This is a genomic window from Streptomyces sp. NPDC046866, from assembly GCF_040704625.1.
GTDB lineage: Bacteria > Actinomycetota > Actinomycetes > Streptomycetales > Streptomycetaceae > Streptomyces.
Genome location: NZ_JBEYXN010000011.1, coordinates 130,931 through 154,678, shown reverse-complemented (window position 1 = coordinate 154,678; position 23,748 = coordinate 130,931). Strand labels below are relative to the sequence as shown.

The window sequence follows — 23,748 nt, the reverse complement described above, 5'->3', positions numbered from 1 at the left end:
CCCGCCGCCTCCGACAACAGTCCGATCTTTATGACCGGCCGCCCCGGCCCTACGCCAGGACCCGCACGGCCGCCGGCACGCACTCGGCGGTCACCGGCAGCGGGCCGACCGGCTCGCCGTCGGCATAGGCGGTCAGCCCCGGCGCCTCCAGGGTGACCCTCGCCGCCCGGTGGACGGTGACCTTGGGATGGCCGAGGTGGGTTCCCTTGTAGACCTGCGGGAACACCTTCAGGAGGGTGGCCCGGCTGCAGTCCCCGACGACCACGACGTCGAGCAGCCCGTCGTCGGGCACGGCCTCGGCGCAGATCCGCATGCCGCCGCCGTAGGAGGTCCCGTTGCCGACGGCGACCAGGGTGGCCTCGGTCTCCAGCGGGGGCCCGTCGTCCAGGGTGATCCGGTACGGGAAGGGCCGGAAGGCGGCCAGCTCGGCGAGGATGGCGAGGTCGTACTTGAACCGGCCGGCCGGCAGCCGCATCCGGTTGCCCCGGTCGTTGACGCGCGAGTCGAAGCCGGAGCAGAGCACCGTCCCGTACCAGGTGTCGCCCGCCCGCCCGAGGTCGATCTCGCGGTGGCGGCTCTCCTTGAGGGCCTCGGCGGCCAGCCGGCCCGCCTGGGCGGGGTCCCGCACGGGCAGCCCGAGCGCCCGGGCGAAGTCGTTGCCGGTGCCCACGGCGACCACCCCGAGCGGGACGAGCGTCCCGGCCAGGGCCTGCAGGGCGAGGGAGACCACCCCGTCGCCGCCGACGGCGATCACCGCGCCGGTGCCCCCGCGGACCGCGGCCCGGAGCCGGGCCAGCGCGTCCCCGGCGTCGGTGCCGACGACGGTCCGGACGTGGAAGCCGGCGGCCCGGAGCGCGGAAGCGGCCGGCTGCGCGGCGTGCGCGCCCCGGCCGCGTCCCGCGGTGGGATTGACGAAGAGGGTGATCTCAGCGGTCACCCGTGCGAATCTACCCGTCAGGTGGCGTCGTCGTAACCGTTGATCCGTCCGCGGCCGCCGTCGGACTGCTCGGGCAGGGCCGCGGGCGCCTGGATCTCCTCCACCGAGCCGATGGGGGCGGGGGTGAGGTCCAGCTCGGAGGCCTCGTCGTCGTCGAGCAGGGCGTCGGGGTTGTTGCGGCGTCGCCGGCGGTCGTTGACCAGGCAGATCCCGAGGGCGATGAAGTACAGGGCGACGATCGGGGCGGCCAGCGACAGCATGGTCAGCGGGTCGCCGGTCGGGGTGGCGAACGCCGCGAAGATCGTGATGCCGAGGACCATGCCGCGCCACCAGCCGGCGAGCCGCTTGGCGGTGATGACCCCGGTGAAGTTGAGCAGGATCAGCAGCAGCGGGAGCTCGAAGGCGAGGCCGAAGACCACGACCATGCGGGTCACGAGGTCGAGGTAGTCGTCGACCGGGAGCAGGTTGCGGGCGTTCTCGGGGGTGAACTCGAGGAGGATCGTCGCGGTCTGCGGGAGCAGCTTGTACGCGAGCACCGCGCCGGCGCCGAAGAGCGGCGCACCCACGGCGACGAAGCCCATGGCGTACTTCTTCTCGTGGCTGTGCAGGCCCGGGGCGACGAAGGCCCACAGCTGGTAGAGCCACACGGGCGCGGAGATCACCACGCCGGCGGTGAGGGAGACCTTCAGGGCGATCGAGAACGGTGCGATGAGGCCGTTCACGGTCATGTCGGCGCAGGGGCGGCCGTTGCGCTGCGAGACCACGCCGTCGGTGCAGCCGACGGAGTCCAGCATCGGCTTCAGCATGAAGTCGATGATCTGCTTGTAGTAGCAGGCGGCGATGATGGTGATCACGAGGATCGCCAGGACCGACTTCAGCAGGCGGTTTCTCAGCTCACGCAGGTGCTCGACAAGAGGCATCCGCCCTTCGGCGTCCTTCTCCTGCTTGCTCGGCTTTTCCTGCTTGCGGGCAGACTTGAGCAACCCACGTCCCTTGTCTCGTTGCAGATGACCGTGTCGCCGTGACCCCGGCCGTGGTCGCGGCCGCGGGGTGCGACCGCGGGCGCCGGCCGCAGCCGGATCCCCGGATCAGCCCTGGGCGGTGTGGTTCGGCTCGCCGACCGGACGGGAGCCGGTCACGTCGCCGGGGGCGGCCTTGATGGTACGCGGGGCGGCCTGCTGCGGGGCAGGGTCGGCGACGCGCGCGGCGTCCTCCGCGGCGCTCTCGCTCTTCATGGCCTTGGCCTCGCTCTTGAGGATGCGGGCCGACTTGCCGAGGGAGCGGGCCATCTCGGGGAGCTTCTTCGCACCGAAGAGCAGCACGATGACAGCGATGATCAGAAGGATCTCGAGGGGCTTCAGATTGCCGATCATGTGTGTCTTCCTTCTCACCGAAACGGCTGGTTGTGGTAGCGCTGAGACGGTCCGTGATCAACGGCCGCTCCAACGATCGTAACCCCCGGGGGTTAACGCGCGGCAATCCCCCGGGGTGTTCCATCTTGCGCGCGACTGCGCCAGACGGTACGGGGGACATCCCACACTTTCCATATATCGGCGGGATCTCCGCGCGATATCGGCAGATCGGCGGGGCCGTCAGGATCAGGGCCGTACGGTGCGGCCCGCCCGGGCCAGGTCGCTCGCCGCGCGCTCCAGGTCGCCGGAGGCCTCCGCGATCATGCGGCTGGCCCGGTCCACCTGGCCGGACAGCCGCCTGACCTCGACGAAGACCCGCACGGCCAGGACGGCGAGGACGGTGAGCCCGAGGAATCCCAGGGCGATTGCGAGCATCGGCCACAGCATGGGAAGGAGCCTAGGCCACCGGCCGCCTCAGATGCTGCGCAGGGTGCTCACGCCGCCGCCGGTCAGCAGCTCCACGATCCGCTCACCGGCCGGTTTGCGCACGGCCGCGGCGCAGGCCGGACAGGTGAACGAGTAGAAGGTGGTCCTGCGGCTCCCGCCGATGACCAGCCGCAGTGCGCCCGCGTCCAGCTCGAAACGGGCCCGGCAGTCGGGGCAGGCCGCCTTGAAGGTGACCGGCCCGCCCGGCGCGGACCGTGCGTGCGGCCCCCCGGCGGTGCCGTGCGCACCCCGCGGCCCAGACATTGGCGACATCCTCGGCGCTCCCCTCGGCCATGCGTCCTGCGTCCGTACTGCTCCGTGCTGCCCCGTGCTGCACTGCCTGCGTGCCGCCCCCCTGCGTGCCCGGCCCCTCGGCTACGGCCGGGTCAGACCGCTTCCCCGTACCCGGCGAGCGCCTCGCGGGCCGCCTGCCGGGCGCTCTCGGCGAGCTCCGCGGGGGCGACGATCCGCCCGTCGCGGCCCAGCCGCAGTGCCAGGCGGCGCAGCGAGGCCGGGTCGGGGCTGCGCAGCGTGATCCGCAGGCCGCCGTCGGGCAGCTCCTCGGCGCTGTCGTGCGGGTAGTACTCCGCGACCCAGCGGCCGGCCGGTCCCACCTCGACGACGACCTCCGGGTCCTCGGCGGCCGGCTGGACCAGCCCGACGGACAGGTCGCGCGGCTCGATGGCGGGCGGCTCGGCCCGCTCGTCCAGCAGCCGGATCTCGGCGACCCGGTCCAGGCGGAAGGTGCGCCGGGCCTCCGAGAGGTGGCACCAGCCCTCGAGGTAGGTGTGGCCGACGGTGAAGAGCCGGATCGGGTCGACCTTGCGCTCGGTGAGCTCGTCGCGGGCGGGCGAGTAGTAGCGCAGCCACAGGCGGCGGCGCTCGGCGATCGCCCGGTCGACGTCGGCGAAGACCCCGCCCTCGGCCTCGAAGGTCACCGACAGCCGGGCGCTGGCCCCGGCCGCCTCCCCGGCGGCCGCCTCCAGCTTGGCGGTGGCCCGCACCAGCGCGTCGCGGTCGCTCTCGCGCAGCCCGGGCAGGGTGGCCACGGCGCGGGCGGCCACGAGCAGGGCGGTGGCCTCGTCGGCGGCCAGGCGCAGCGGCTCGGCGGTGGACTCCCCGGAGGCGTCGGCGTTGTGCCACCAGATCCGCTCGCCGTCGGTGTCGATGTCGAGCAGGTCCCCGCCGCGGAAGCTGGTCCCGCACATGGGCAGCACGTCGAGGTCGGAGATGAGCTCGTCCTCGGTGATGCCGAAGGCGCGGGCGACGTCGGCGACGTGCGCCCCGGGGCGCTCGCGCAGGTACGTCACCAGGGACAGCATCCGGCGGGTCTGGTCGATGGCGTTGGCGGCCATGCTGGTAGGTCTCCCCCTCAGGGCACGTGGTGACACGGTGCGGTGTGCGGTGTGCTGGTGGTGCGGAGCGCGGCGCGTCCGCGGGCCGGGGCGGCGTCCGGCCGCTGCCCCGGCCGGGCCGGGGACGGGCGGGGCTCAGCCGCCGGCGACGGCGCGCAGCCGGTCCACCACGTCCGCCCGCAGGTCCTCGGGCCCCACCACGACGACGTCGGGCCCGAACTCCACGAGCCAGGCGTCCAGGCCGTGGCCGTAGGGGATCTCCAGCTCGTCCCAGCCGTCGGTGCCCTCCCGCACGGCAGTGGCCTTGGCCCGCAGCGGGTAGCCGGCCCCGGCCCGCAGCCGGATCAGGGCGGTGCGGTCGGCGCTCTCCCCGGCCCATCCGGCCACCGTCTCGCGCACCGTGACGACGTCGGGGACCTCGGCGGTGTACCTGCCCGCCCGGGAGCGGACCTTGCCGGTGATGCGGGAGAGCCGGAAGACCCGCTCGGCGCCGCGATCGCGGTCGTAGCCGGCCAGGTACCAGTGGCCGCGCCAGCACTCCAGGGCCCAGGGCTCGACCTGGCGGGTCTCGGGGCGGGCGGCGGTGGACTTGCGGTAGTCGAAGACCACGGGCCGGCGGTCCCGGCAGGCGAGCATCAGGGGCTCGAAGGCGGCCTCGTGGACCGGGATGCGCGGCTCGATGGCGCTGTGCTGGCCCTCGTACGGGTCCCCCGCCTCCGGCATGCCGCCGGCGCGCAGCTTCTGCAGGGCGCCGCTCGCGGCACCGGCGAGGCGGGCCTGCTGCCACACCTTGGCCGCCAGGCCCAGGGCTGCGGCCTCCTCGGCGTCCAGGGAGACCGGCGGCAGCCGGTTGCTGTCGCGGCGGGCGAGGTAGCCGGTCTCGCCCTCCAGGTTCTCCACCGTCTCGATGACCAGGCCGAGTTCGCGCAGATCGTCCTTGTCCCGCTCGAACATGCGGTTGAAGGAGTCGTCGTTGCCCGCTTCCATGTACGCCTCGATGGAGCCGCGCAACTCGCGCTTGCTCAGCGGCCGGCGGGTCCCCAGCAGGCACAGCGCCAGATTCATCAGTCGCTCGGCCTTGGCAATCGCCATCGACGCCCTTCCGCCCTTCTCCCTGACACGACACGGCACGCACGGCGTGCACGACGCACACGAGTTGCACGTCCGTGACCGTTGACCGTACCGCCCCGGCGCGCCCGGACAAAAGCGAGGGCCCCCGCCTCACGGCGGGGGCCCTCACGGCATCAGCGGACGGCGGGTCAGCCGACGTCCATCAGGTCGCAGACGAAGATCAGCGTCTCGCCCGGCTTGATGGCGCCGCCGGCGCCGCGGTCGCCGTACGCGAGGTGGGCGGGGATCGTCAGCTTGCGGCGGCCGCCGACCTTCATGCCCTGGACACCCTGGTCCCAGCCGGGGATGACCTGGCCGATGCCCAGGATGAACTGCAGCGGGGCGCCGCGGTTCCAGGAGGCGTCGAACTCCTCGCCGGAGGAGAAGGCCACGCCCACGTAGTGCACGGAGACCTTCTTGCCGGCCTCGGCGACGGCGCCGTCGCCCTCCCAGATCTCCTCGATGACGAGGTCGGACGGGGCCGGGCCCTCGGGGAAGTCGATCTCGGGCTTCTCGAGCTTGTCGCTCACGGAAACTGCTCCTCAGAACTCATGCGGTGAAGAGTCCCGTCCGGCGGTGGCCGGAGGGACAACCGGGACAGTCTTACATCACCGCGAGGATGTCGAGGCTGAAGACCAGCGTGGAGTTCGCCGGGATCGTCCCCTGCTCCTTGTCGCCGAAGCCCTGGTCCGGCGGGATGACCAGCAGGATGCGGCTGCCGGCCTTCTTGCCGACGAGGCCCTCCTTCAGGCCCTTCACCGAGATCTCGCCGATCGGCCAGGTCACCGTCTGGTCCGTGGCGTACGTGCTCTCGAAGGTCTTGTCGTCCTTCCACGTCTTGCCGTGGAACTTGACCACGACGCTGTCGGAGTCCTTCACGGCCGGGCCGGTGCCCTCCAGGACGTAGTTCGAGACCAGCTTCGCCGGCGGGTTCACGTCCTTCGGGACGGTCACGGACACCTCCTTGCCGTCCGTGTTGGTCCCGATCTTCGGCAGGTCCTTGTCCTCCTGCGGGACCTCCTTGCCCGTGGCCGAGACGGGGACGCTGGTGCCCTTGACGATGTCCACGACGAAGACCAGCGTGGCACCGCCCTTGATCTTCGGCGGGGAGCCCTGGTCGCCGTAGCCGAGCGCCGGCGGGATCACCAGCTCCACGCGGCTGCCGACCTTCTTGCCCTCCAGGCCCTGGTCCCAGCCCTTGATGACCATGCCCGCGCCGATGGTCACCTCGAACGGCTTGCCCTTGCCGAAGCTCTGGTCGAAGGGCTCCTTGCCGTCCCACACCTGGCCGTAGTAGTTGACCTGGGCGACGTCGCCCTTCTTCAGCGCCGGGCCGGTGCCCTCGCTGACGGTCACGACCTTCAGTTCCTTCGGCGGGGCGCCCTTGCCCTGGGACAGGGTCGGGCTCTCCCCGAACTTGGCGCCCTTGGTGATCGCGGGCACCCCGTTCTTCATCTCGGCGGAGTCGGAGCCGCTGTCGCCACAGGCTGCTGTCGACAGCAGCAGAAGGGGTACGACAAGCAGGCCGGCAAGTCGGCGCACGTGTTCCTCAGATCTCAGACGGCTGGCGGTCGTCGCCACTCTAAGGCGTGCGCAGGGCCCCGTACGAGATCCGTACGAGGCCCCGGCCAAGATCGGTGAGATGTCACATCCCGGCGATCAGCTTCTCCACCCGGTCGTCCACCGCCCGGAAGGGGTCCTTGCACAGCACCGTCCGCTGCGCCTGGTCGTTCAGCTTCAGGTGCACCCAGTCCACCGTGAAGTCCCGCCGCTGCTCCTGCGCCCGGCGGATGAAGTCGCCGCGCAGCCGCGCCCTCGTGGTCTGCGGGGGCACCGACTTGCCCTCGAAGATCTTCAGGTCGTTGCAGACCCGCTCGGCCTGCCCCTTGCGCTCCAGCAGGTAGTACAGGCCGCGCCGGCGGTGGATGTCGTGGTACGCGAGGTCTATCTGGGCGACCCGCGGGTTCGACATCGTCATCCCGTGCTTCTCCCGGTACCGCTCGATCAGCTGGTACTTCATCACCCAGTCGATCTCCGTCGCGATCCGGTCCAGCTGCTCGGACTCGATCGCCTCCAGCGTCCGGCCCCAGAGCTCCAGCACCCGCTCCACCGTGCCGGTACGGATCCCCCGGCGCTCGGCGAAGTCCACGGCCTTGTCGTAGTACTCCCGCTGGATCTCCAGCGCCGAGGCCTCGCGGCCGCTCGCCAGGCGCACCTTGCGCTGCCCGGTGATGTCGTGGCTGACCTCGCGGATCGCCCGGATCGGGTTCTCCAGGGTCAGGTCCCGCATCACCGTGCCCGCCTCGATCATGCGCAGCACCAGGTCGGTCGCCCCGACCTTGAGCAGCATCGTCGTCTCCGACATGTTCGAGTCGCCGACGATCACGTGCAGGCGCCGGTAGCGCTCGGCGTCCGCGTGCGGCTCGTCGCGCGTGTTGATGATCGGCCGCGAGCGCGTCGTCGCGGAGCTGACGCCCTCCCAGATGTGCTCGGCCCGCTGGCTCACGCAGTACACCGCACCGCGCGGCGTCTGGAGCACCTTGCCCGCACCGCAGATCAGCTGGCGCGTGACCAGGAACGGAATGAGGATGTCCGCGAGGCGGGAGAATTCCCCGTGCCGCGCCACCAGATAGTTTTCGTGGCAGCCGTACGAGTTGCCCGCCGAGTCGGTGTTGTTCTTGAAGAGATAGACGTCGCCCGCGATTCCCTCCTCGTGCAGGCGGCGTTCGGCGTCGACGAGCAGGCCCTCGAGAATGCGCTCGCCCGCCTTGTCGTGGGTGACCAGTTCGGTCACGTTGTCGCATTCGGGAGTTGCATATTCCGGATGCGAACCCACATCGAGGTACAGGCGGGCACCGTTCCGCAGGAAGACATTGCTGCTGCGGCCCCATGACACGACACGGCGGAAGAGGTAGCGCGCCACTTCGTCAGGAGACAGTCGGCGCTGTCCCCTGAACGTGCACGTGACGCCGTACTCGTTCTCCAGCCCGAAAATGCGGCGGTCCATGACTGAACATTACGCCTTCTGCCCTCTTCTGAAACCGGGTTCGAGAACGCCGTTTCGATCAGTTCCCGACGAGCTGCCCCTGCGCACCCTCCGCGACCGCCGCGGCAGAGCCCGTCACCGTCCGGGTCCGGCCGGGACCGGCGAGGATCCGCTGAGTACCCATCAGGACCAGCAGGGCCGCCGCGCCCGCCCCGCACGCCACGCCGAAGCCGGACGCCGTACCGCCCAGCTCCACCGCCGGACCCGCCACCGCCGTGCCCACGGCCGCACCCACGCCGAAGAACGTCACCAGCCACGAGAAGGCCTCGGTCACGGTACCCGCGGGAGCATGCCGGTCCACCACAATGAACGCGCACGCGATCGTCGGGGCCAGGAACACCCCCGCCAGCGCCGTCAGCGCCGTCATGGCCACCGGCCCCGGCGTCAGCAGCAGCGGCAGGTACCCCAGCGCCAGCAGCCCCACCAGCACCCGCAGCCGCCGCTCCGGCGCACCGCTCCACTGCCGCGCCCCGTACGCCACGCCCCCGACCAGCGCCCCCAGCCCCAGGGCCGCCATCAGCCAGCCGTACACCGACTCGCCGCCGTTGCCGTCCGAGTACGCCAGAGCCGCCACGGTGATCGAACCCAGCGCCAGGCCCACGAAGAAGAAGGCCCCCAGCAGCGCCAGCAGCCCGCGCGAGCGCAGCGCACCCAGCCAGTGCGCCTCGCGCGGCTCCGAGCGCCAGGTCCGCGAGGGCTCGCTGAGCACCACCGACAGCGCGCCCAGCACACCGAGCCCGTTGATCACCAGCAGTGCGCCGGCCGGGCTGGACAGGGCCACCGACACGGTGACGACCAGCGGGCCGACCGTGTACATGACCTCCTGGGCCACCGCGTCCAGGGCGTACGCGGCATGCACCCGCTCCTCCCTGCCACCCAGCACGCTGGGCCACAGGGCCCGCAGGCCGCCCTCCAGCGGCGGCGAGAAGAAGCCCGCCACCACCACGGCCCCGTACGCGGCCACCGCCGAGCCGGTGCCCGCCAGGGCCAGCCAGGCCATGCCCAGCGCCGAGACGACCGCCGCGGGCAGCTGCACCCGCGGCTGCCCGTACAGGTCCACCGCACGGCCCAGCAGCGGCTGGCCCACCGCATTGGCGAAGCCGTAGACGGCCGCCAGCGCGCCCGCGAGGCTGTAGCTGCCGCCTCCGGCGCGGACGAAGAGCACGATCGCGATCGCCGCCGTCGCGTTCGGCAGCCTCCCGACCAGCGTGCCCGCCAGCAGCCGCGCCGCATGCCGGGTCCTGAGCAGCTCCGCGTAACCCGCGGCCATGTCCGCCCCCTTCTGCCCGGATCGCCGGGGTGTGAAGCAAGTAATACGTATAACTAGACCCGTCATACGTACCATGGCCCCCGGGCAGGGGTCCACCCGGAACACCACCCCCACCCCCGCGACCTCGGACTTTCAGGAGCCCCGTGTGACGAGACCCACCAGCCGCGACGTCGCCAGCGCAGCCGGGGTCTCCCAGGCCACCGTCTCCCTCGTCCTCGGCGGCAAATGGCGCGGACGCGTCTCCGAACGCACCGCCGCCCTCGTCCGCGAAGCCGCCGACACCCTCGGCTACCGCCCCAACCTCGCCGCCCGCAACCTGCGCCTGGGCAGCACCCGCACCGCCCTGCTCGTCGTCCCCGCCCTCACCAACGAGTTCTTCGCCCGCGTCTACACCGGCGCCGCCCGCATCGCCTCCGACCACGGCTTCGGCGTCGTCCTCTACCCCTCCCCCGACGGCACCGGCCCCGCCCGCGACCCCTTCCCCTCCGCCCGCGCCGCCCTCGACGGAGTCATCGCCTCCTCCATGGCCGCAGCCGCCCTCGACGCCATCGGCGGCAACGGCGGCAACGGACTCCCCCTCGTCATGCTCGACAGCGACCCCACCGCAGGACGGGCCGCCGCCCACGTCAACCTCGCCATGGCCGACGGCATGCGCCAAGCCGCCGAACACCTCCTCGGCCTCGGCCACCGCCGCATCCTCCACCTCGCCGCGGACGTCGACACCTGGACCTTCCGCATCCGCGCCGAAACCCTCGCCGCCGTCCTCGGCCCCCACGCCGAACTGCGCACCGCACGGGCCGCCCTCACCGCCACCGACGCCCGCACCGCCACCGAGGCAGCCCTCACCGCCCCCGGACCCCGCCCCACCGCCATCGTGTGCGACGACGACATCCTCGCGGCCGGCGCCTGCAAGGCCGCCCGCCGCCTGGCCTTGCGCGTCCCCGAGGACCTCTCCGTCACCGGCGTCGACGACCTCGCCCTCGCCACCGCCGTCGAACCCGAACTCACCACCGTCCACCTGCCCGCCGAACGCGTCGGCGAGCAGGGCATGGCCGCCCTCCTCGCCGTCCTCGACGGCACCCCCTGGACCGCCCCCGACATCCCCGTCGAACTCGTCGTCCGCGCCTCCACCGCACCGCCCCCGCCGCCCGCCCGGCCCTGACACACGAAACCGCCCCGACCCGCCTCACACGAGGCGGACCGGGGCGGCGTCGTACGGGAAAGCGCTCCTACTCGGAGTCCTCGGGAGACTCGTCGTTGGACACCGCATCGGCCTGAGCCGCCGCCGGAACATCCGGCTCCAGCAGCCGCGCCAGCTGCCGGCCGCGGATCCGCTTGAACTTCCGCTGCTGCGCCCGCGTCCGGTCCAGCACCGCGACCTCCAGCCGCTCCGCCGGAATCGCCTTGTCCGTGCCGTTCGCCTGGCTCGACAGCGCCTGCACCGCCAGCTTCAGCGCCTCGGCCAGGGTCATCCCCTCGCGGTGGCGCTGGTCCAGGAACGCACTGATCTGCTCCGCGTTGCCGCCGACCGCGACCGAGCCGTGCTCGTCCACGATCGAACCGTCGTGCGGGAGGCGGTAGATCTGGTCCCCCGCAGCGGTCGCACCGACCTCCGCCACCACCAGCTCCACCTCGTACGGCTTCTCGCCGGCGCTGGAGAAGATGGTGCCGAGCGTCTGCGCGTAGACGTTCGCGAGCCCACGGGCCGTCACATCGTCGCGGTCGTAGGTGTACCCGCGCAGGTCCGCGTACCGCACACCGCCGATCCGCAGGTTCTCGTACTCGTTGTACTTCCCGGCGGCCGCGAAGCCGATCCGGTCATAGATCTCGCTGAACTTGTGCAGCGCGCGGGACGGGTTCTCGCCGACGAACACGATGCCGTCGGCATACTGCAGCACCACGAGGCTGCGGCCGCGGGCGATGCCCTTGCGGGCGTATTCCGCCCGGTCGGCCATCGCCTGCTGCGGGGAGACGTAGAACGGAGTCGACACCGGCTGACCGTCCCTTTCTTCTGGGCTCCTGAGGGGCTGTGACTGATCAGAGCAGGGCGGCGCGCGGGCCGTCCGGCTCCTGGAGGCGGCGGTCGGTGACCTTGCGGGCGAGAGCCTGGGACTCCTCCTCGGTCAGCCGCCGGAAGCCCTCGTCGGTGATGACGGTGACGATCGGATAGATGTTGCGGTAGAGGTCCGGGCCGCCGGTCGCCGAGTCGTCGTCGGCCGCGTCGTACAGCGCCTGCACCACCAGCGTGGTGGCCTGCTCCTCCGTCAGGTCCGGCCGGTACAGCTTCTTCATCGATCCCCGGGCGAAGATCGAGCCCGAGCCGGTCGCGGCGTACCCGTGCTCCTCGGAGCGGCCGCCGGTCACGTCGTAGGAGAAGATCCGGCCCTTCTCCTTGCCCTCGTCGTAGCCGGCGAACAGCGGGACCACGGCGAGCCCCTGCATGGCCATGCCCAGATTGCTCCGGATCATGGTCGAGAGCCGGTTCGCCTTGCCCTCGAGCGACAGCGTCGCCCCTTCGACCTTCTCGAAGTGCTCCAGCTCCAGCTGGAACAGCTTCACCATCTCCACGGCCAGGCCGGCGGTGCCGGCGATGCCGACCGCGGAGTACTCGTCCGCCGGGAACACCTTCTCGATGTCCCGCTGCGCGATCATGTTGCCCATCGTCGCGCGCCGGTCACCGGCGAGGACGACCCCGCCGGGGAAGGTGACGGCCACGATGGTCGTGCCGTGCGGCGCCTCGACGACCCCTTCCGGGAGCTGCCGGTTGCCGGGCAGCATCTCGGGCGCGTGCGCACCCAGGAAGTCCATGAAGGAGGACGACCCCGGCGTCAGGAAGGCTGCCGGCAGACGCCCTGTGCCACGAGTGTTGGGTTCCACAGGTTTCCTTCCACGTAAGCGGCTGCACGCCTCTCGGCGTCCGGCCGAACCTCGAACTGCCCCGGTGCCGCTGTGCGGCCGGAGCGCGGTACGCCTCGGACCTTACCCGTCCGATGATCGCGATCCACCTGCAGTCGGTTTCCCGACCGGTCCGCTCGCACGCGGGGAGCGCCGCCGGTGACGGGACGGTGCGGAGCCGCTGCTCCGCACCGTCCGCCGCGCTGCTCGTGGTGCGCCGCACCACTCACCCCCCGACCTTCGATTCGAAGGTCAAACGGCTCTACTGCCCACCCTTTTGAACGAAGGATCGCACGAAGTCCTCGGCATTCTCCTCGAGCACGTCATCGATTTCGTCGAGTACGGAGTCGACGTCGTCGGAGAGCTTCTCCTGTCGCTCCTTGAGGTCGGACTGTGCTTCCGCGGCCTGCTCCTCGACCTCCTCGGTCGAGCGAGTGGCCTTCTGCTGTCCGCCGCCGGTGTCCTTGGTCGCCATGTCTACCTCACCCCGCTCGGTTCGCACGCTCGTGACGAGGGACCCCGGGATCGGGATCCCTCAAGATCAGACCCTACGTCGGACCCTACAAGGAGGGCCCGGGGTTCGTCCCCGCACTTTCATAACGTCCGGGTGTTCCCATGATTCCCGGGGGCGGGGGTTTTCAGGCCCCCGCGGCGCCCCGGAAGTGTGCTCAGTCCCCTGCGGTCAGTTCCCGCTCAGCACCCGCACCAGGTCCTCCGCCGTGCGGCAGCGGTCCAGGAGCTCCTTGACGTGCTTGCGGGTACCCCGCAGGGGTTCCAGGGTCGGGACCCGCTGCAGGGAGTCCCGGCCCGGGAGGTCGAAGATCACCGAGTCCCAGGAGGCCGCGGCCACGTCGTCCGCGTACTGCTCCAGGCACCGGCCCCGGAAGTAGGCCCGGGTGTCCTCCGGCGGCTTGCCGGCGGCCCGCTGCACCGCGGACTCCTCCACCAGCCGCTTCATCTTCCCGCGGGCCGCCAAGCGGTTGTACAGGCCCTTCTCGGGCCGTACGTCCGCGTACTGGAGGTCCACCAGGTGCAGCCGGGCGGCGTCCCAGTCGAGGCTGTCGCGCCGCCGGTAGCCCTCGAGGATCTCGCGCTTGGCGATCCAGTCCAGCTCCCCGGACAGGCTCATCGGGTCGCTCTCCAGCCGCCCCAGCACGTCCTCCCAGCGCGAGAGCACGTCCTTGGTCTGCTCGTCCGCGTCGGACCCGAAACGCTCCTCGACGTACTTGCGGGCCAGCTCGAAGTACTCCATCTGCAGTTGCACGGCGGTGAGCGTCCGCCCGCTGCGCAGCGTGATCAGGTGGCGCAGGTCGGGGTCGTGGGAGACCTGGTGCAGGGTGCGCACGGGCTGGTCCACGGCCAGGTCCACGGTGATGAAGCCGTCCTCGATCATGGACAGGACCAGCGCCGTGGTGCCGAGCTTGAGGTAGGTGGAGATCTCGGAGAGGTTGGCGTCGCCGATGATCACGTGGAGGCGGCGGTACTTCTCGGCGTCGGAGTGGGGCTCGTCGCGGGTGTTGATGATCGGCCGTTTGAGGGTGGTCTCGAGGCCGACCTCGACCTCGAAGTAGTCGGCGCGCTGGCTGATCTGGAAGCCGTGTTCGCGGCCGTCCTGGCCGATGCCGACGCGGCCGGCTCCGGTGACGACCTGGCGGCTGACGAAGAAGGGCGTCAGGTGGCGCACGATGTCCGAGAAGGGGGTTTCCCGCTTCATCAGGTAGTTCTCGTGCGTGCCGTAGGAGGCGCCCTTGTTGTCGGTGTTGTTCTTGTAGAGGTGGATCGGCTGGGCGCCGGGCAGCTGGGCGGCCCGTACGGCGGCCTCGGCCATGATCCGTTCGCCGGCCTTGTCCCACAGGACGGCGTCCAGGGGATTGGTGATCTCCGGGGAGCTGTACTCGGGGTGGGCGTGGTCGACGTAGAGCCGTGCTCCGTTGGTGAGGATGACGTTGGCCAGGCCGATGTCCTCGTCGGTGAGCTGGCTGCTGTCGGCGGCCTCGCGGGCGAGGTCGAAGCCGCGGGCGTCCCGCAGCGGGTTCTCCTCCTCGAAGTCCCAGCGGGCGCGTCGCGCCCGGTGCATCGCCGCCGCGTAGGCGTTGACGATCTGGGACGAGGTGAGCATGGCATTGGCGTTCGGGTGACCGGGGACGGAGATCCCGTACTCCGTCTCGATTCCCATTACTCGCCGTACGGTCATGCGGCCCTCCTTGCCCGGCGGCGCCCCCGTTCGGGAGCGGCGCTCAAGTACCGCTGGTGGTCCGGTGTGTGTGCGGTGCCCGTCCCCGCACTGCGGATGCGGCGGTACGGATGAGCCTAGAACTCCTCCACGGCCGGTGGGGAGATCATTTCCGTCCTTGACTTCGCTATGTCACGGCCGAAAGCGGTCGGTAAAGCAGTCGGCTGCGGGTGCCCGGTGAGGGCACCCGCAGCCGCCCTCGGATCAGAGGTACTGACCGGTGTTCGCCACCGTGTCGATGGAGCGTCCGGTGTCCGCGCCCTGCTTTCCGGTGACGAGGGTGCGGATGAAGACGATCCGCTCGCCCTTCTTTCCGGAGATCCGGGCCCAGTCGTCCGGGTTGGTGGTGTTGGGCAGGTCCTCGTTCTCCTTGAACTCGTCCACGCATGCCTGGAGGAGGTGGGAGACGCGCAGGCCCTTCTGGTTGTGCTCGAGGAAGGCCTTGATGGCCATCTTCTTGGCCCGGTCCACGATGTTCTGGATCATGGCGCCGGAGTTGAAGTCCTTGAAGTAGAGGACTTCCTTGTCGCCGTTGGCGTACGTGACCTCGAGGAAGCGGTTCTCCTCGCTCTCGGCGTACATCTGCTCGACGACGGTCTGGATCATGCTGTGGACGGCGACCTCGGCCGAGCCGGAGTGCTCCGAGAGGTCGTCGGCGTGCAGCGGGAGGGACGCCTTGAGGTACTTGGCGAAGATGTCCTTGGCGGCCTCGGCGTCCGGACGCTCGATCTTGATCTTCACGTCGAGGCGGCCGGGGCGCAGGATGGCCGGGTCGATCATGTCCTCGCGGTTGGAGGCGCCGATGACGATGACGTTCTCCAGGCCTTCCACGCCGTCGATCTCGGCGAGGAGCTGCGGGACGATGGTGTTCTCCACGTCCGAGCTGACGCCGGATCCGCGGGTGCGGAAGAGGGACTCCATCTCGTCGAAGAAGACGATGACGGGGGTGCCCTCGCTCGCCTTCTCGCGGGCGCGCTGGAAGACGAGGCGGATGTGCCGCTCGGTCTCGCCGACGTACTTGTTGAGGAGTTCGGGGCCCTTGATGTTCAGGAAGTAGGACTTCCCGGCGGACTGCCCGGTCACCTCGGCGACCTTCTTGGCAAGGGAGTTGGCGACGGCCTTGGCGATGAGCGTCTTGCCGCAGCCGGGCGGGCCGTAGAGCAGGATGCCCTTCGGCGGGCGCAGTTCGTGTTCCTTGAAGAGGTCGGGGTAGAGGTACGGGAGCTCGACCGCGTCGCGGATCAGCTCGATCTGGTCGCCCAGGCCGCCGATCTTGTCGTAGTCGATGTCGGGGACCTCTTCGAGGACGAGGTCTTCGACCTCGCTCTTGGGGACGACCTCGTAGACGTAGCCGGAGCGCGGTTCGAGGAGCAGGGCGTCGCCGGGGCGGATGGTGATGTCCAGCAGCGGCTCGGCGAGCCGTACGACCCGTTCCTCGTCGGTGTGGCCGATGACCAGGGCGCGCTCGCCGTCCTCGAGGATCTCCTTGAGGGTGACGATGTCCCCGGCCCGTTCGAAGGCCATGGCCTCGACCACGTTGAGGGCTTCGTTGAGCATGACCTCCTGGCCGCGCCGGAGGTCTTCCGGGTCGACGCTGGGGCTGACGTTCACGCGGAGCTTGCGGCCGCCGGTGAAGATGTCGACGGTGCCGTCCTCGTTCGCCTGCAGGAAGACACCGAATCCGGCCGGCGGCTGCGCGAGCCGGTCGACTTCCTCCTTGAGGGCGACGATCTGGTCGCGGGCCTCACGGAGGGTATTTGCCAGTCGTTCGTTTTGCGCGGAGACGCCGGCCAGGTTTGTCTGGAGCTCGACGATCCGCTCTTCGAGAATCCTCGTGTGTCGCGGAGAGTCGGCGAGCTTACGTCGCAGGACGGCGATTTCCTGCTCGAGATAGGCAACCTGGCCGGCGGGGTCTTCGGACCCCCGCCCCGGCCGGATGCCGCGGTTGATGTCGTCGTCGTGGGCTGCCACGGTCCTCACCTCCTCCAAGGGGAGCTGGACGCTTCCTGACCCTACCTGGGCTGGTGGTGATTGAAACCCCTAGATCACAAAGACGGTAGGGGTGTGTCCGATCTTCACCCTTGCGTACTCCCTCACGCCAGGGGAATACCCACCCTTCAACATCGGAAAGCGGCCGGTTGTAAGGTCGAAGCGTTCAACACCCGTCAGGGCCCGCGCGACTTGCCGCGGGAAGATGGCGGGAACGGATCACTCAGGCAGGGAACGGCAGGAGATATGACCGTGCAGCAGGAGGCAACCGCCGGGGGCGCTGCCGGCGCAGGGCGGGCCGGGGAGTCGCTGGAGGTCTGGATCGACCAGGACCTGTGCACCGGGGACGGGATCTGCGTGCAGTACGCGCCGGAGGTGTTCGAGCTGGACATCGACGGTCTGGCGTACGTGAAGAGCCCCGAGGACGAGCTGCTGGTGGAGCCGGGGGCGACCACTCCGGTTCCGTTGCCGTTGCTTCAGGACGTGGTGGACTCAGCGAAGGAGTGCCCGGGCGACTGCATCCACGTGCGGCGCGTTTCGGACGGGGTCGAGGTGTACGGCCCGGACGCGGAGTGACGGTTCAAACACTTCCGGCTTCTGCGTTTGTCAGCTCCTGGCGGAATTTTCCGCCGGTCCAGCGCCACTTGGCGAGCTGCTTCACGTCGGGGCTGTAGCGGGGAACCTGGGGCGAGGAGTAGCCCAGGAGGCGTGCGGTGACGATGCCGTCGCGCACGGTGAGGTCGGTGGCGGTCTGTCGCCGGCCGGCTTCGAGGAGCGTGGCGACGATGCGGGGGCGGGCGCCGGGGGCCTTGTCCTGGGCCAGTACGTAGAGGGTGTGGGGCGGGGTGCCGGAGCCGGCGTCGCAGCGGACTGCGGCGACGGTTTCCGGGCGTCCGTCGCCGTCGAGGTCGCCTTGGGCGGTGGCGGTGACGGCCACCGGGAGGCCCTTGCAGTCGAGCGGGTAGGCGACGGCGGCGGCGTCGGGGGCGGGTGCACCGGCCCGCGCGGCGGCGGCGCCGGAGGCCGGGCCGGAGGCGGCGGGGTCCGCGGCGGTGGCGTCGGGTTGGAGGAGTCCCGCGGCGGCTATGACGGCGGCCATGGCGGAGGCGGTGGCGAGCCAGTGGACGGGCCGGGGGGTGCTGTGGCCCAGTTCGGGGGCGAGTTCCGGCGCGGCGGTGCGGTGCGGCACGCGGGGTGTCTCCTGTAGCGGGGGCGACGGGGAGCCAGCATCGTGCCACACCTCACACGGAGGTGGAACGGGCGGGTCCGCGTCGGCGGGGACGGTCGGCACCCGGACAACGTGAAGGCGCTGCGGTGCAGTTCCCGGTTGCCGGGGGGAACTGCACCGCAGCGCCTGTGCGTTGCCTGTGCGGGCGGCCGCTCGTCAGCCGCGGTCGCCGGAACCTCGGGGGCCCGAGCCGGGGCCCTCGTAGTCCTCGCCGTAGGCGCCCTTGGCGGGGCGGCGGCGGCGCATCGGGGGCTCCACGCCGTCCGCGAGGCGGCGGGCGGTGACCAGGAAGCCGGTGTGTCCGATCATCCGGTGGTCGGGCCGCACGGCCAGGCCCTCGACGTGCCAGTTGCGGATCATCGATTCCCACGGCTGCGGTTCGGCGAAGCAGCCGATCTCGCGGATGGACTCGACGGTCTTGGACAGCTGGGTGGTGGTGGCCACGTAGCAGCAGAGGATGCCGCCGGGGACGAGGGCCTTGGAGACGGCCTCCAGGCACTCCCAGGGGGCGAGCATGTCGAGGATGACGCGGTCGACATCGGTGTCGGACAGGTTGTCCTGGAGGTCGCCCACGGTCAGCTGCCACGCGGGGTGCGGGCCGCCGAAGTAGCGCTCGACGTTGTCCTTGGCGATCTCGGCGAAGTCCGCCCGGCGCTCGTAGCTGTGGAGCATGCCCTGGTCGCCGATGGCGCGCAGCAGGAAGCTGCTCAGGGAGCCGGAGCCGACCCCTGCCTCCACGACGCGGGCGCCGGGGAAGATGTCGGCGAAGGCCAGGATCTGGCCTGCGTCCTTGGGGTAGACCACGGCGGCGCCGCGGGGCATGGACAGGACGTAGTCGGGGAGCAGGGGGCGCAGCGCGAGGTACGCGACGTTCCCCGTGGTACGGACAACACTGCCCTCGGGAGCGCCGATCAGCTCGTCGTGCGGGAAGGAACCCTTGTGGGTGTGGAAGTTCTTCCCGGCTTCGAGCGTGAACGTGTAGTGGCGTCCCTTGGGGTCGGTGAGCTGGACCTGGTCCCCGACCTTGAAGGGCCCGCGACGGCGGGCGGCACCGGTCGGTTCGGACATGTGACCAGTGTATTGGCTTCAGGAGCGGGGCCGTGCCATGGCCTTCACGAACGCCTTCTCGACGTCGAGGGCGGAGAGGACGCCGTAGACCTCGCCGGCGGGTTCGAGGACGAGGTATTCGGTGGCGGGGGTGGCGCGGAGGTGGTCGAGGAGTTCTTCGCCGGCGAGCTCGGCGGAGACCTTCATCCCGTCGGTGAGGTCCTGGGCGAGGGTGCTGACGGCGATCCAGGGCCGGCGGTGTTCGGGGACGGAGGCGATGGCGCTCTCGCGGACGATGGCGGTGGGTTCGCCGTGGCCGTCGACGATGACGAGGGCGCGGGCGCCGTAGGCGTCGGCGCGGCGGAGGGCTTCGGAGAGGGGGGTGGTGTTCTCGACGGGGACGGCGCGGCGGGTGAGGGTGCGGGCGCGCAGTTCGGGGAGGTGTTCGCGCAGGCGGGCCATGCGCAGGCTGTTGCCGGCGCCGGTCCAGATGATGGCGGCGAGGATCGCGGCGAGGAGGGCGTCCATGACGGTGTCCATGCCGCCGGTCTCGTCGGTGCCGCGGCCGAGGACGTCGGTGTGGGTGAGCAGGGGCAGGCCGAGCAGGACGGTGATGGCGAGCGCGCGGCCGACCCAGGCGGCGGCGACGGTTCCGGTCATGGGCTTGCCGGTGATGCCCCAGATGACGGCGCGGAGCATGCGGCCGCCGTCGAGGGGAAGGCCGGGCAGGAGGTTGAAGGCGGCGACGAGCAGGTTGGAGATCATCAGGCCGGCGAGGAGGACGCCGGGGACGGTGGCGGGGTCGACGGCGGTCATGCCGAGGTAGAAGGCGCCGGCGAGGAGGAGGGAGAGCAGGGGGCCGACGAAGGCGAGGACGAATTCGCGGCCGGGGGTCTCGGATTCCTTCTCGATCTCGGAGACGCCGCCGAAGAACTGGAGCTGGATGCGGCGCACGGGCAGGCGGAAGCGGAGGGCGGCGACGGTGTGGGCGAGTTCGTGGACGAGGACGGAGGCGTAGAAGGCGACGGCGAAGAAGAGGGAGACGAGGTAGCGGGCCGGCCCGAGGTCGGGCAGGACGCGGTCGAGCCGGTCGCCGAAGACCCAGGTGATGAGGGCGGCGACGAGGAACCAGCTGGGCGAGACGTAGACGGGTACGCCGAAGGGGCGGCCCATGAGGAGTCCGCCGCCCGGTCCGGGGCGTTTGCCCGCGCGCTCGCCGGTGTCGTCGGTGTCTGCCACGGATGTCCTTCGTTCGGTGCTGTCCGGCGGGGTGCGGCCGGTGGGTTCTTCCAGTGTGGTCCACGTGCGCGCCGGGTGCGGCGGCGGCTGGCGGTAGCGGGCTGTGATGCTCCGATCATGCAGTGCGAGGGTGGCCTGCGTCGATGGTATGTGCGTGGGTGTCCGCGGCGGGCCGTAGGGTTTTGTGCATGACGACGAGCCCCGGTCCCCTGTCGGGCGCGGCGGAGACCGGTGTGGCGCCGGCTGCGCTGGCGCCTTCTTCGCTGTCGCCCTCGCGTGCGAGCGATTTCATGCAGTGTCCGCTGCTGTACCGGTTCCGGGTGATCGACCGGCTGCCGGAGAAGCCGAGTGCGGCGGCGACGCGGGGCACGCTGGTGCATGCGGTGCTGGAGCGGTTGTTCGACCATCCGGCGCAGGAGCGGACGGCGGTGCGGGCGAAGGCGCTGGTTCCGGGGCAGTGGGAGCGGCTGCTGGAGGCGAAGCCGGAGCTGGCGGAGCTGTTCGCGGGCGGCGAGGAGGGCGCGGCGGGGCTGGCGGGCTGGCTGGCGGAGGCCGAGGCGCTGGTGGAGCGGTGGTTCTCGCTGGAGGACCCGACGCGGCTGGAGCCGGTGGAGCGGGAGTTCTTCGTCGAGGCGGAGCTGGAGTCGGGGCTGCGGCTGCGCGGGATCATCGACCGGGTGGACGTGGCGCCGACGGGCGAGGTGCGGATCGTCGACTACAAGACGGGCAAGGCGCCGCGGCCGGAGTACGCCGAGGGCGCGCTGTTCCAGATGAAGTTCTACGCGCTGGTGGTGTGGCGGCTCAAGGGCGTGGTGCCGCGGCGGCTGCAACTGGTGTACCTGGGCAGCGGGGACGTGTTGACGTACGACCCGGTGATGGCGGACCTGGAACGGGTGGAGCGCAAGCTGCTGGCGCTGTGGGAGGCGATCGGGGAGGCGACGGCCAGCGGGGACTGGCGGCCGCGGCCGACGAAGCTGTGCGGCTGGTGCGACCACCGGGCGGTGTGTCCGGAGTTCGGCGGGACTCCCCCGGCCTATCCTCTGATGATCAGGCCGCGGGCGGCTGCCGAGGAGGCCCGTCCGGAGGCGTCCTGATCACCCGGTCAGGGCAGAATGGGTGGCGTCCGCCGTAGCGCCGTACGAATACGAGGTGTTCCCCCGTGGCGATCCGCGTCCTGCTGGTCGACGACCAGCCGCTGCTGCGCACCGGTTTCCGGATGATCCTGGAGGCCGAACAGGACCTGGCGGTGGTCGGGGAGGCCGGGGACGGTCTGCAGGCGCTGGAGCAGGTGCGGGCGCTGCAGCCCGATGTGGTGCTGATGGACATTCGGATGCCGCGGATGGACGGCGTGGAGGCGACCCGGCAGATCACGGGTCCGGGACGGGACGGTCCGGCGAAGGTGCTGGTGCTGACCACGTTCGACCTGGACGAGTACGTGGTGGAGGCGCTGCGGGCGGGGGCCAGCGGGTTCCTGCTGAAGGATGCTCCGGCGAACGAGCTGGTGCAGGCGATCCGGGTGGTGGCGGGCGGCGAGGCGATGCTCGCGCCGAGCATCACGCGGCGGCTGCTGGACAAGTACGCGGGGCACCTGCCGTCGGGCGAGGAGAGCGTTCCGCACGCCCTCGGCTCGCTGACGGAGCGGGAGGTCGAGGTGCTGAAGCTGGTGGCGCGGGGGTTGTCGAACGCGGAGATCGCGGCGGACCTGTTCGTGAGCGAGACCACGGTGAAGACGCACGTGGGGCACGTGTTGACGAAGCTGGGTCTGCGGGACCGGGTGCAGGCGGCGGTGTACGCGTACGAGAGCGGTCTGGTGCGGCCGGGGGCCGCGCAGTAGCCGCCGGTTCGGATACGGGTCCGCCCCGGCACCTTTGACGGTGCCGGGGCGGACGTGTGGCCGCCGCAAACGAGGGGTCGTCAGCCCTTGCTGATCTCCCAGAAGCGGAAGATGGTCGAGGCGTCCAGCGACCACTGCAGGCCGGTCACGTTCTGCCGGGTGACCGCGTACTGCTTGCCCTGCCACAGGGGCAGGATCGGGACCTCGTCGGCGACGATGTCCTGGAGGCGGGTGTAGTCGGGGCCGGCCGCCGAGCGGTCGGACTTGGCGGCGGTCGCCGGGATGATCGTCCCGGTGATCTCCTTGTTGTCGTAGTTGTTGTTCAGGACGTTGTTCGGCCCGAAGAACGGCTGCGTGAAGTTGTCGGCGTCCGGGTAGTCGGGCACCCAGCCCTTGACGTAGACGCCGTACTTGCCGGCCTCGATGTCCTTCTCGTACTGCTCGTACTCGACGGACTTGACGTCGGCCTCGAACAGGCCGCTGTCGTTGAGCTGCTTGGCGATGAGCTGCATCTCCTGGTCCGTCGCCGGGCCGTAGCGGGCGGGCGTCGAGTACAGGGTGATCTTCACCTTGTCCTTGATGCCGGCCGCGCGCAGGACGGCTTCGGCCTTCTTCGGCTGCGGCGTGCCGCCGTAGCGCTCGAAGAAGGGCGTGGTGTGGGAGGCGATCCCGGCCGGGACGATGGAGTACAGCGAGGTGGCGGTGGACTCGTAGACGTCCTTGACGAGCGCCTCGCGGTCCACGAGGAAGGCGATGGCCTTGCGGACGGGCAGCTTGCCGGCGGTCTCGTCCTTGACGTTGAAGACGAGGTGCTGGACCTCGGCGCCGGTGCCCTGGACGACCTCGATGCTGTTGTTGCCGGTCTTCGTCGAGGACAGGCCGGCGATGTCCTTGGCGGCCAGGCCGCGGAAGGCGAAGTCGACGTCGCCGCTTTCGAGGACCTTCTTCAGGGCGGCCTGGTCCTGGTTGAAGAACTTCAGCGTGACGCCGGTGTTCTTCGCCTTGGCCTTGCCGCTGTAGGAGTCGTTGACGGAGAAGCTGGCGCTCTTGTCGTTGATGGAGTCGAGCTTGTAGACGCCGGAGCCGATGGCCTTGCCGTCGGTGCGGAGCTTGTCGGCGGGGTACTCGGCGTGGTCGACGATGGAGCCCGCACCCGAGGCGATCTTGCTGGGGAAGGTCGCGTCGGAGGTCTTGAGGCGGAAGACGACGGTCTTCTCGTCGGGGGTGTCGATGCCGGCGATCGAGGACAGTATGACGGCGGGGCCGTTGGCGTCGTTGATCTTCAGCGTGCGCTCGAAGGAGAACTTGACGTCCTGCGAGGTGAGGGCGTGGCCGTTGGAGAACTTCAGGCCGGGCCGCAGGGTGCACTTGTACACCTTGCTGTCGCTGCCGTCGAAGGCGCAGGTCTGCGCGGCGTCGGGCTCGGGCGTGGTGCCGCCCTTGGGGAAGCTCAGCAGCGACTGGAAGACGTTGTTGAAGAGCAGCCAGGAGCCCGGGTCGTAACCCGACGCGGGGTCGGTGGACTTCACCTTGTCGGATATGCCCATGACCACGCCCTTGCCGCCCTTTGCGGCCGGGCCATCGGTCGAACCGCAACCGCTGAGCAGCGCGGCGGCGGTGGCTGCGCCGAGCGGGGCTGCGAGCCACTGGTTACGTCTCATCACGCGAACGTCCTTATCGGTCTTACTGAATCGTTGCGCCGGCCTGCGACACCCGCCGCCGGTCCT

The 23,748-nt window shown here is 70.7% G+C and carries 24 protein-coding genes; 4 read left to right on the top strand and 20 right to left on the bottom strand.

Features of this window, described 5'->3' with window-relative positions:
• Positions 1-49 precede the first annotated feature (49 nt).
• The 11 genes from AB0953_RS18580 to AB0953_RS18530 form a co-directional block, all read right to left on the bottom strand.
• On the bottom strand, positions 50-937 hold the full coding sequence (locus AB0953_RS18580; RefSeq protein ID WP_366860560.1) for a diacylglycerol kinase: 888 nt from the start codon (positions 935-937) through the stop codon (positions 50-52).
• A gap of 17 nt (positions 938-954) precedes the next feature.
• Complete coding sequence (gene tatC / locus AB0953_RS18575) at positions 955-1,920, bottom strand: twin-arginine translocase subunit TatC (protein ID WP_366860559.1); 966 nt, start codon at positions 1,918-1,920, stop codon at positions 955-957.
• 105 nt (positions 1,921-2,025) lie between these two features.
• A complete protein-coding gene (gene tatA / locus AB0953_RS18570; protein ID WP_361907614.1) occupies positions 2,026-2,310 on the bottom strand; it encodes a Sec-independent protein translocase subunit TatA in 285 nt (94 codons plus the stop codon).
• Between the two features lie 225 nt (positions 2,311-2,535).
• Entirely contained in the window at positions 2,536-2,736 is a 201-nt protein-coding gene (locus AB0953_RS18565; RefSeq protein ID WP_366860558.1) for a hypothetical protein, read from the bottom strand.
• Between the two features lie 27 nt (positions 2,737-2,763).
• Positions 2,764-3,039, bottom strand: coding sequence for a hypothetical protein (locus tag AB0953_RS18560; RefSeq protein ID WP_366860557.1), 276 nt, complete (start codon positions 3,037-3,039; stop codon positions 2,764-2,766).
• 122 nt (positions 3,040-3,161) lie between these two features.
• Positions 3,162-4,130, bottom strand: coding sequence for a WYL domain-containing protein (locus AB0953_RS18555; protein ID WP_366860556.1), 969 nt, complete (start codon positions 4,128-4,130; stop codon positions 3,162-3,164).
• Between the two features lie 135 nt (positions 4,131-4,265).
• On the bottom strand, positions 4,266-5,222 hold the full coding sequence (locus AB0953_RS18550; protein ID WP_366860555.1) for a WYL domain-containing protein: 957 nt from the start codon (positions 5,220-5,222) through the stop codon (positions 4,266-4,268).
• A gap of 167 nt (positions 5,223-5,389) precedes the next feature.
• Positions 5,390-5,770, bottom strand: a complete 381-nt coding sequence (locus tag AB0953_RS18545) for an FKBP-type peptidyl-prolyl cis-trans isomerase (RefSeq protein WP_366860554.1) — start codon at positions 5,768-5,770, stop codon at positions 5,390-5,392.
• Between the two features lie 73 nt (positions 5,771-5,843).
• Positions 5,844-6,782: an FKBP-type peptidyl-prolyl cis-trans isomerase gene (locus AB0953_RS18540; RefSeq protein ID WP_366860553.1), complete on the bottom strand. Its 939-nt coding sequence runs from the start codon at positions 6,780-6,782 to the stop codon at positions 5,844-5,846.
• A gap of 103 nt (positions 6,783-6,885) precedes the next feature.
• Positions 6,886-8,247 (bottom strand): Pup--protein ligase, encoded by a 1,362-nt coding sequence (pafA, locus tag AB0953_RS18535; RefSeq protein ID WP_366860552.1) that lies wholly within the window; start codon positions 8,245-8,247, stop codon positions 6,886-6,888.
• 58 nt (positions 8,248-8,305) lie between these two features.
• Positions 8,306-9,556 carry an MFS transporter gene (locus AB0953_RS18530; RefSeq protein WP_366860551.1) on the bottom strand — a complete coding sequence of 417 codons (1,251 nt, stop codon included), beginning with the start codon at positions 9,554-9,556 and terminating at the stop codon, positions 8,306-8,308.
• Between the two features lie 145 nt (positions 9,557-9,701).
• Between AB0953_RS18530 and AB0953_RS18525 the strand changes: the two genes are divergently transcribed.
• Entirely contained in the window at positions 9,702-10,718 is a 1,017-nt protein-coding gene (locus AB0953_RS18525) for a LacI family DNA-binding transcriptional regulator (RefSeq protein ID WP_366860550.1), read from the top strand.
• Between the two features lie 67 nt (positions 10,719-10,785).
• Here the strand turns inward: AB0953_RS18525 and prcA are convergent, their stop codons facing one another.
• The 5 genes from prcA to arc form a co-directional block, all read right to left on the bottom strand.
• On the bottom strand, positions 10,786-11,547 hold the full coding sequence (gene prcA / locus AB0953_RS18520) for a proteasome subunit alpha (protein WP_366860549.1): 762 nt from the start codon (positions 11,545-11,547) through the stop codon (positions 10,786-10,788).
• A 46-nt stretch (positions 11,548-11,593) separates the two neighbouring features.
• Positions 11,594-12,433, bottom strand: coding sequence for a proteasome subunit beta (prcB, locus tag AB0953_RS18515; RefSeq protein WP_366860548.1), 840 nt, complete (start codon positions 12,431-12,433; stop codon positions 11,594-11,596).
• Positions 12,434-12,713: 280 nt separating this feature from the next.
• Positions 12,714-12,926, bottom strand: coding sequence for a ubiquitin-like protein Pup (locus tag AB0953_RS18510; protein ID WP_042803062.1), 213 nt, complete (start codon positions 12,924-12,926; stop codon positions 12,714-12,716).
• 207 nt (positions 12,927-13,133) lie between these two features.
• Positions 13,134-14,645, bottom strand: coding sequence for a depupylase/deamidase Dop (dop, locus tag AB0953_RS18505; protein ID WP_366860547.1), 1,512 nt, complete (start codon positions 14,643-14,645; stop codon positions 13,134-13,136).
• A 243-nt stretch (positions 14,646-14,888) separates the two neighbouring features.
• A complete protein-coding gene (gene arc / locus AB0953_RS18500; RefSeq protein ID WP_366860546.1) occupies positions 14,889-16,655 on the bottom strand; it encodes a proteasome ATPase in 1,767 nt (588 codons plus the stop codon).
• Between the two features lie 264 nt (positions 16,656-16,919).
• Between arc and AB0953_RS18495 the strand changes: the two genes are divergently transcribed.
• Positions 16,920-17,249 (top strand): ferredoxin, encoded by a 330-nt coding sequence (locus tag AB0953_RS18495; protein WP_366860545.1) that lies wholly within the window; start codon positions 16,920-16,922, stop codon positions 17,247-17,249.
• A gap of 4 nt (positions 17,250-17,253) precedes the next feature.
• Here the strand turns inward: AB0953_RS18495 and AB0953_RS18490 are convergent, their stop codons facing one another.
• The 3 genes from AB0953_RS18490 to AB0953_RS18480 form a co-directional block, all read right to left on the bottom strand.
• Positions 17,254-17,772 carry a hypothetical protein gene (locus AB0953_RS18490; protein WP_366860629.1) on the bottom strand — a complete coding sequence of 173 codons (519 nt, stop codon included), beginning with the start codon at positions 17,770-17,772 and terminating at the stop codon, positions 17,254-17,256.
• Between the two features lie 285 nt (positions 17,773-18,057).
• Positions 18,058-18,969, bottom strand: a complete 912-nt coding sequence (locus tag AB0953_RS18485) for a tRNA (adenine-N1)-methyltransferase (protein ID WP_366860544.1) — start codon at positions 18,967-18,969, stop codon at positions 18,058-18,060.
• Between the two features lie 18 nt (positions 18,970-18,987).
• Positions 18,988-20,187, bottom strand: coding sequence for a site-2 protease family protein (locus AB0953_RS18480; protein ID WP_366860543.1), 1,200 nt, complete (start codon positions 20,185-20,187; stop codon positions 18,988-18,990).
• A 188-nt stretch (positions 20,188-20,375) separates the two neighbouring features.
• Between AB0953_RS18480 and AB0953_RS18475 the strand changes: the two genes are divergently transcribed.
• Together AB0953_RS18475 and AB0953_RS18470 are read left to right on the top strand one after the other, a co-directional pair.
• Positions 20,376-21,281 carry a RecB family exonuclease gene (locus AB0953_RS18475; RefSeq protein WP_366860542.1) on the top strand — a complete coding sequence of 302 codons (906 nt, stop codon included), beginning with the start codon at positions 20,376-20,378 and terminating at the stop codon, positions 21,279-21,281.
• Between the two features lie 65 nt (positions 21,282-21,346).
• Positions 21,347-22,021 carry a response regulator transcription factor gene (locus AB0953_RS18470; protein WP_366860541.1) on the top strand — a complete coding sequence of 225 codons (675 nt, stop codon included), beginning with the start codon at positions 21,347-21,349 and terminating at the stop codon, positions 22,019-22,021.
• Between the two features lie 80 nt (positions 22,022-22,101).
• Here AB0953_RS18470 and AB0953_RS18465 read toward each other — a convergent pair whose 3' ends face one another.
• Complete coding sequence (locus AB0953_RS18465) at positions 22,102-23,682, bottom strand: ABC transporter substrate-binding protein (RefSeq protein WP_366860540.1); 1,581 nt, start codon at positions 23,680-23,682, stop codon at positions 22,102-22,104.
• Positions 23,683-23,748: the final 66 nt, after the last annotated feature.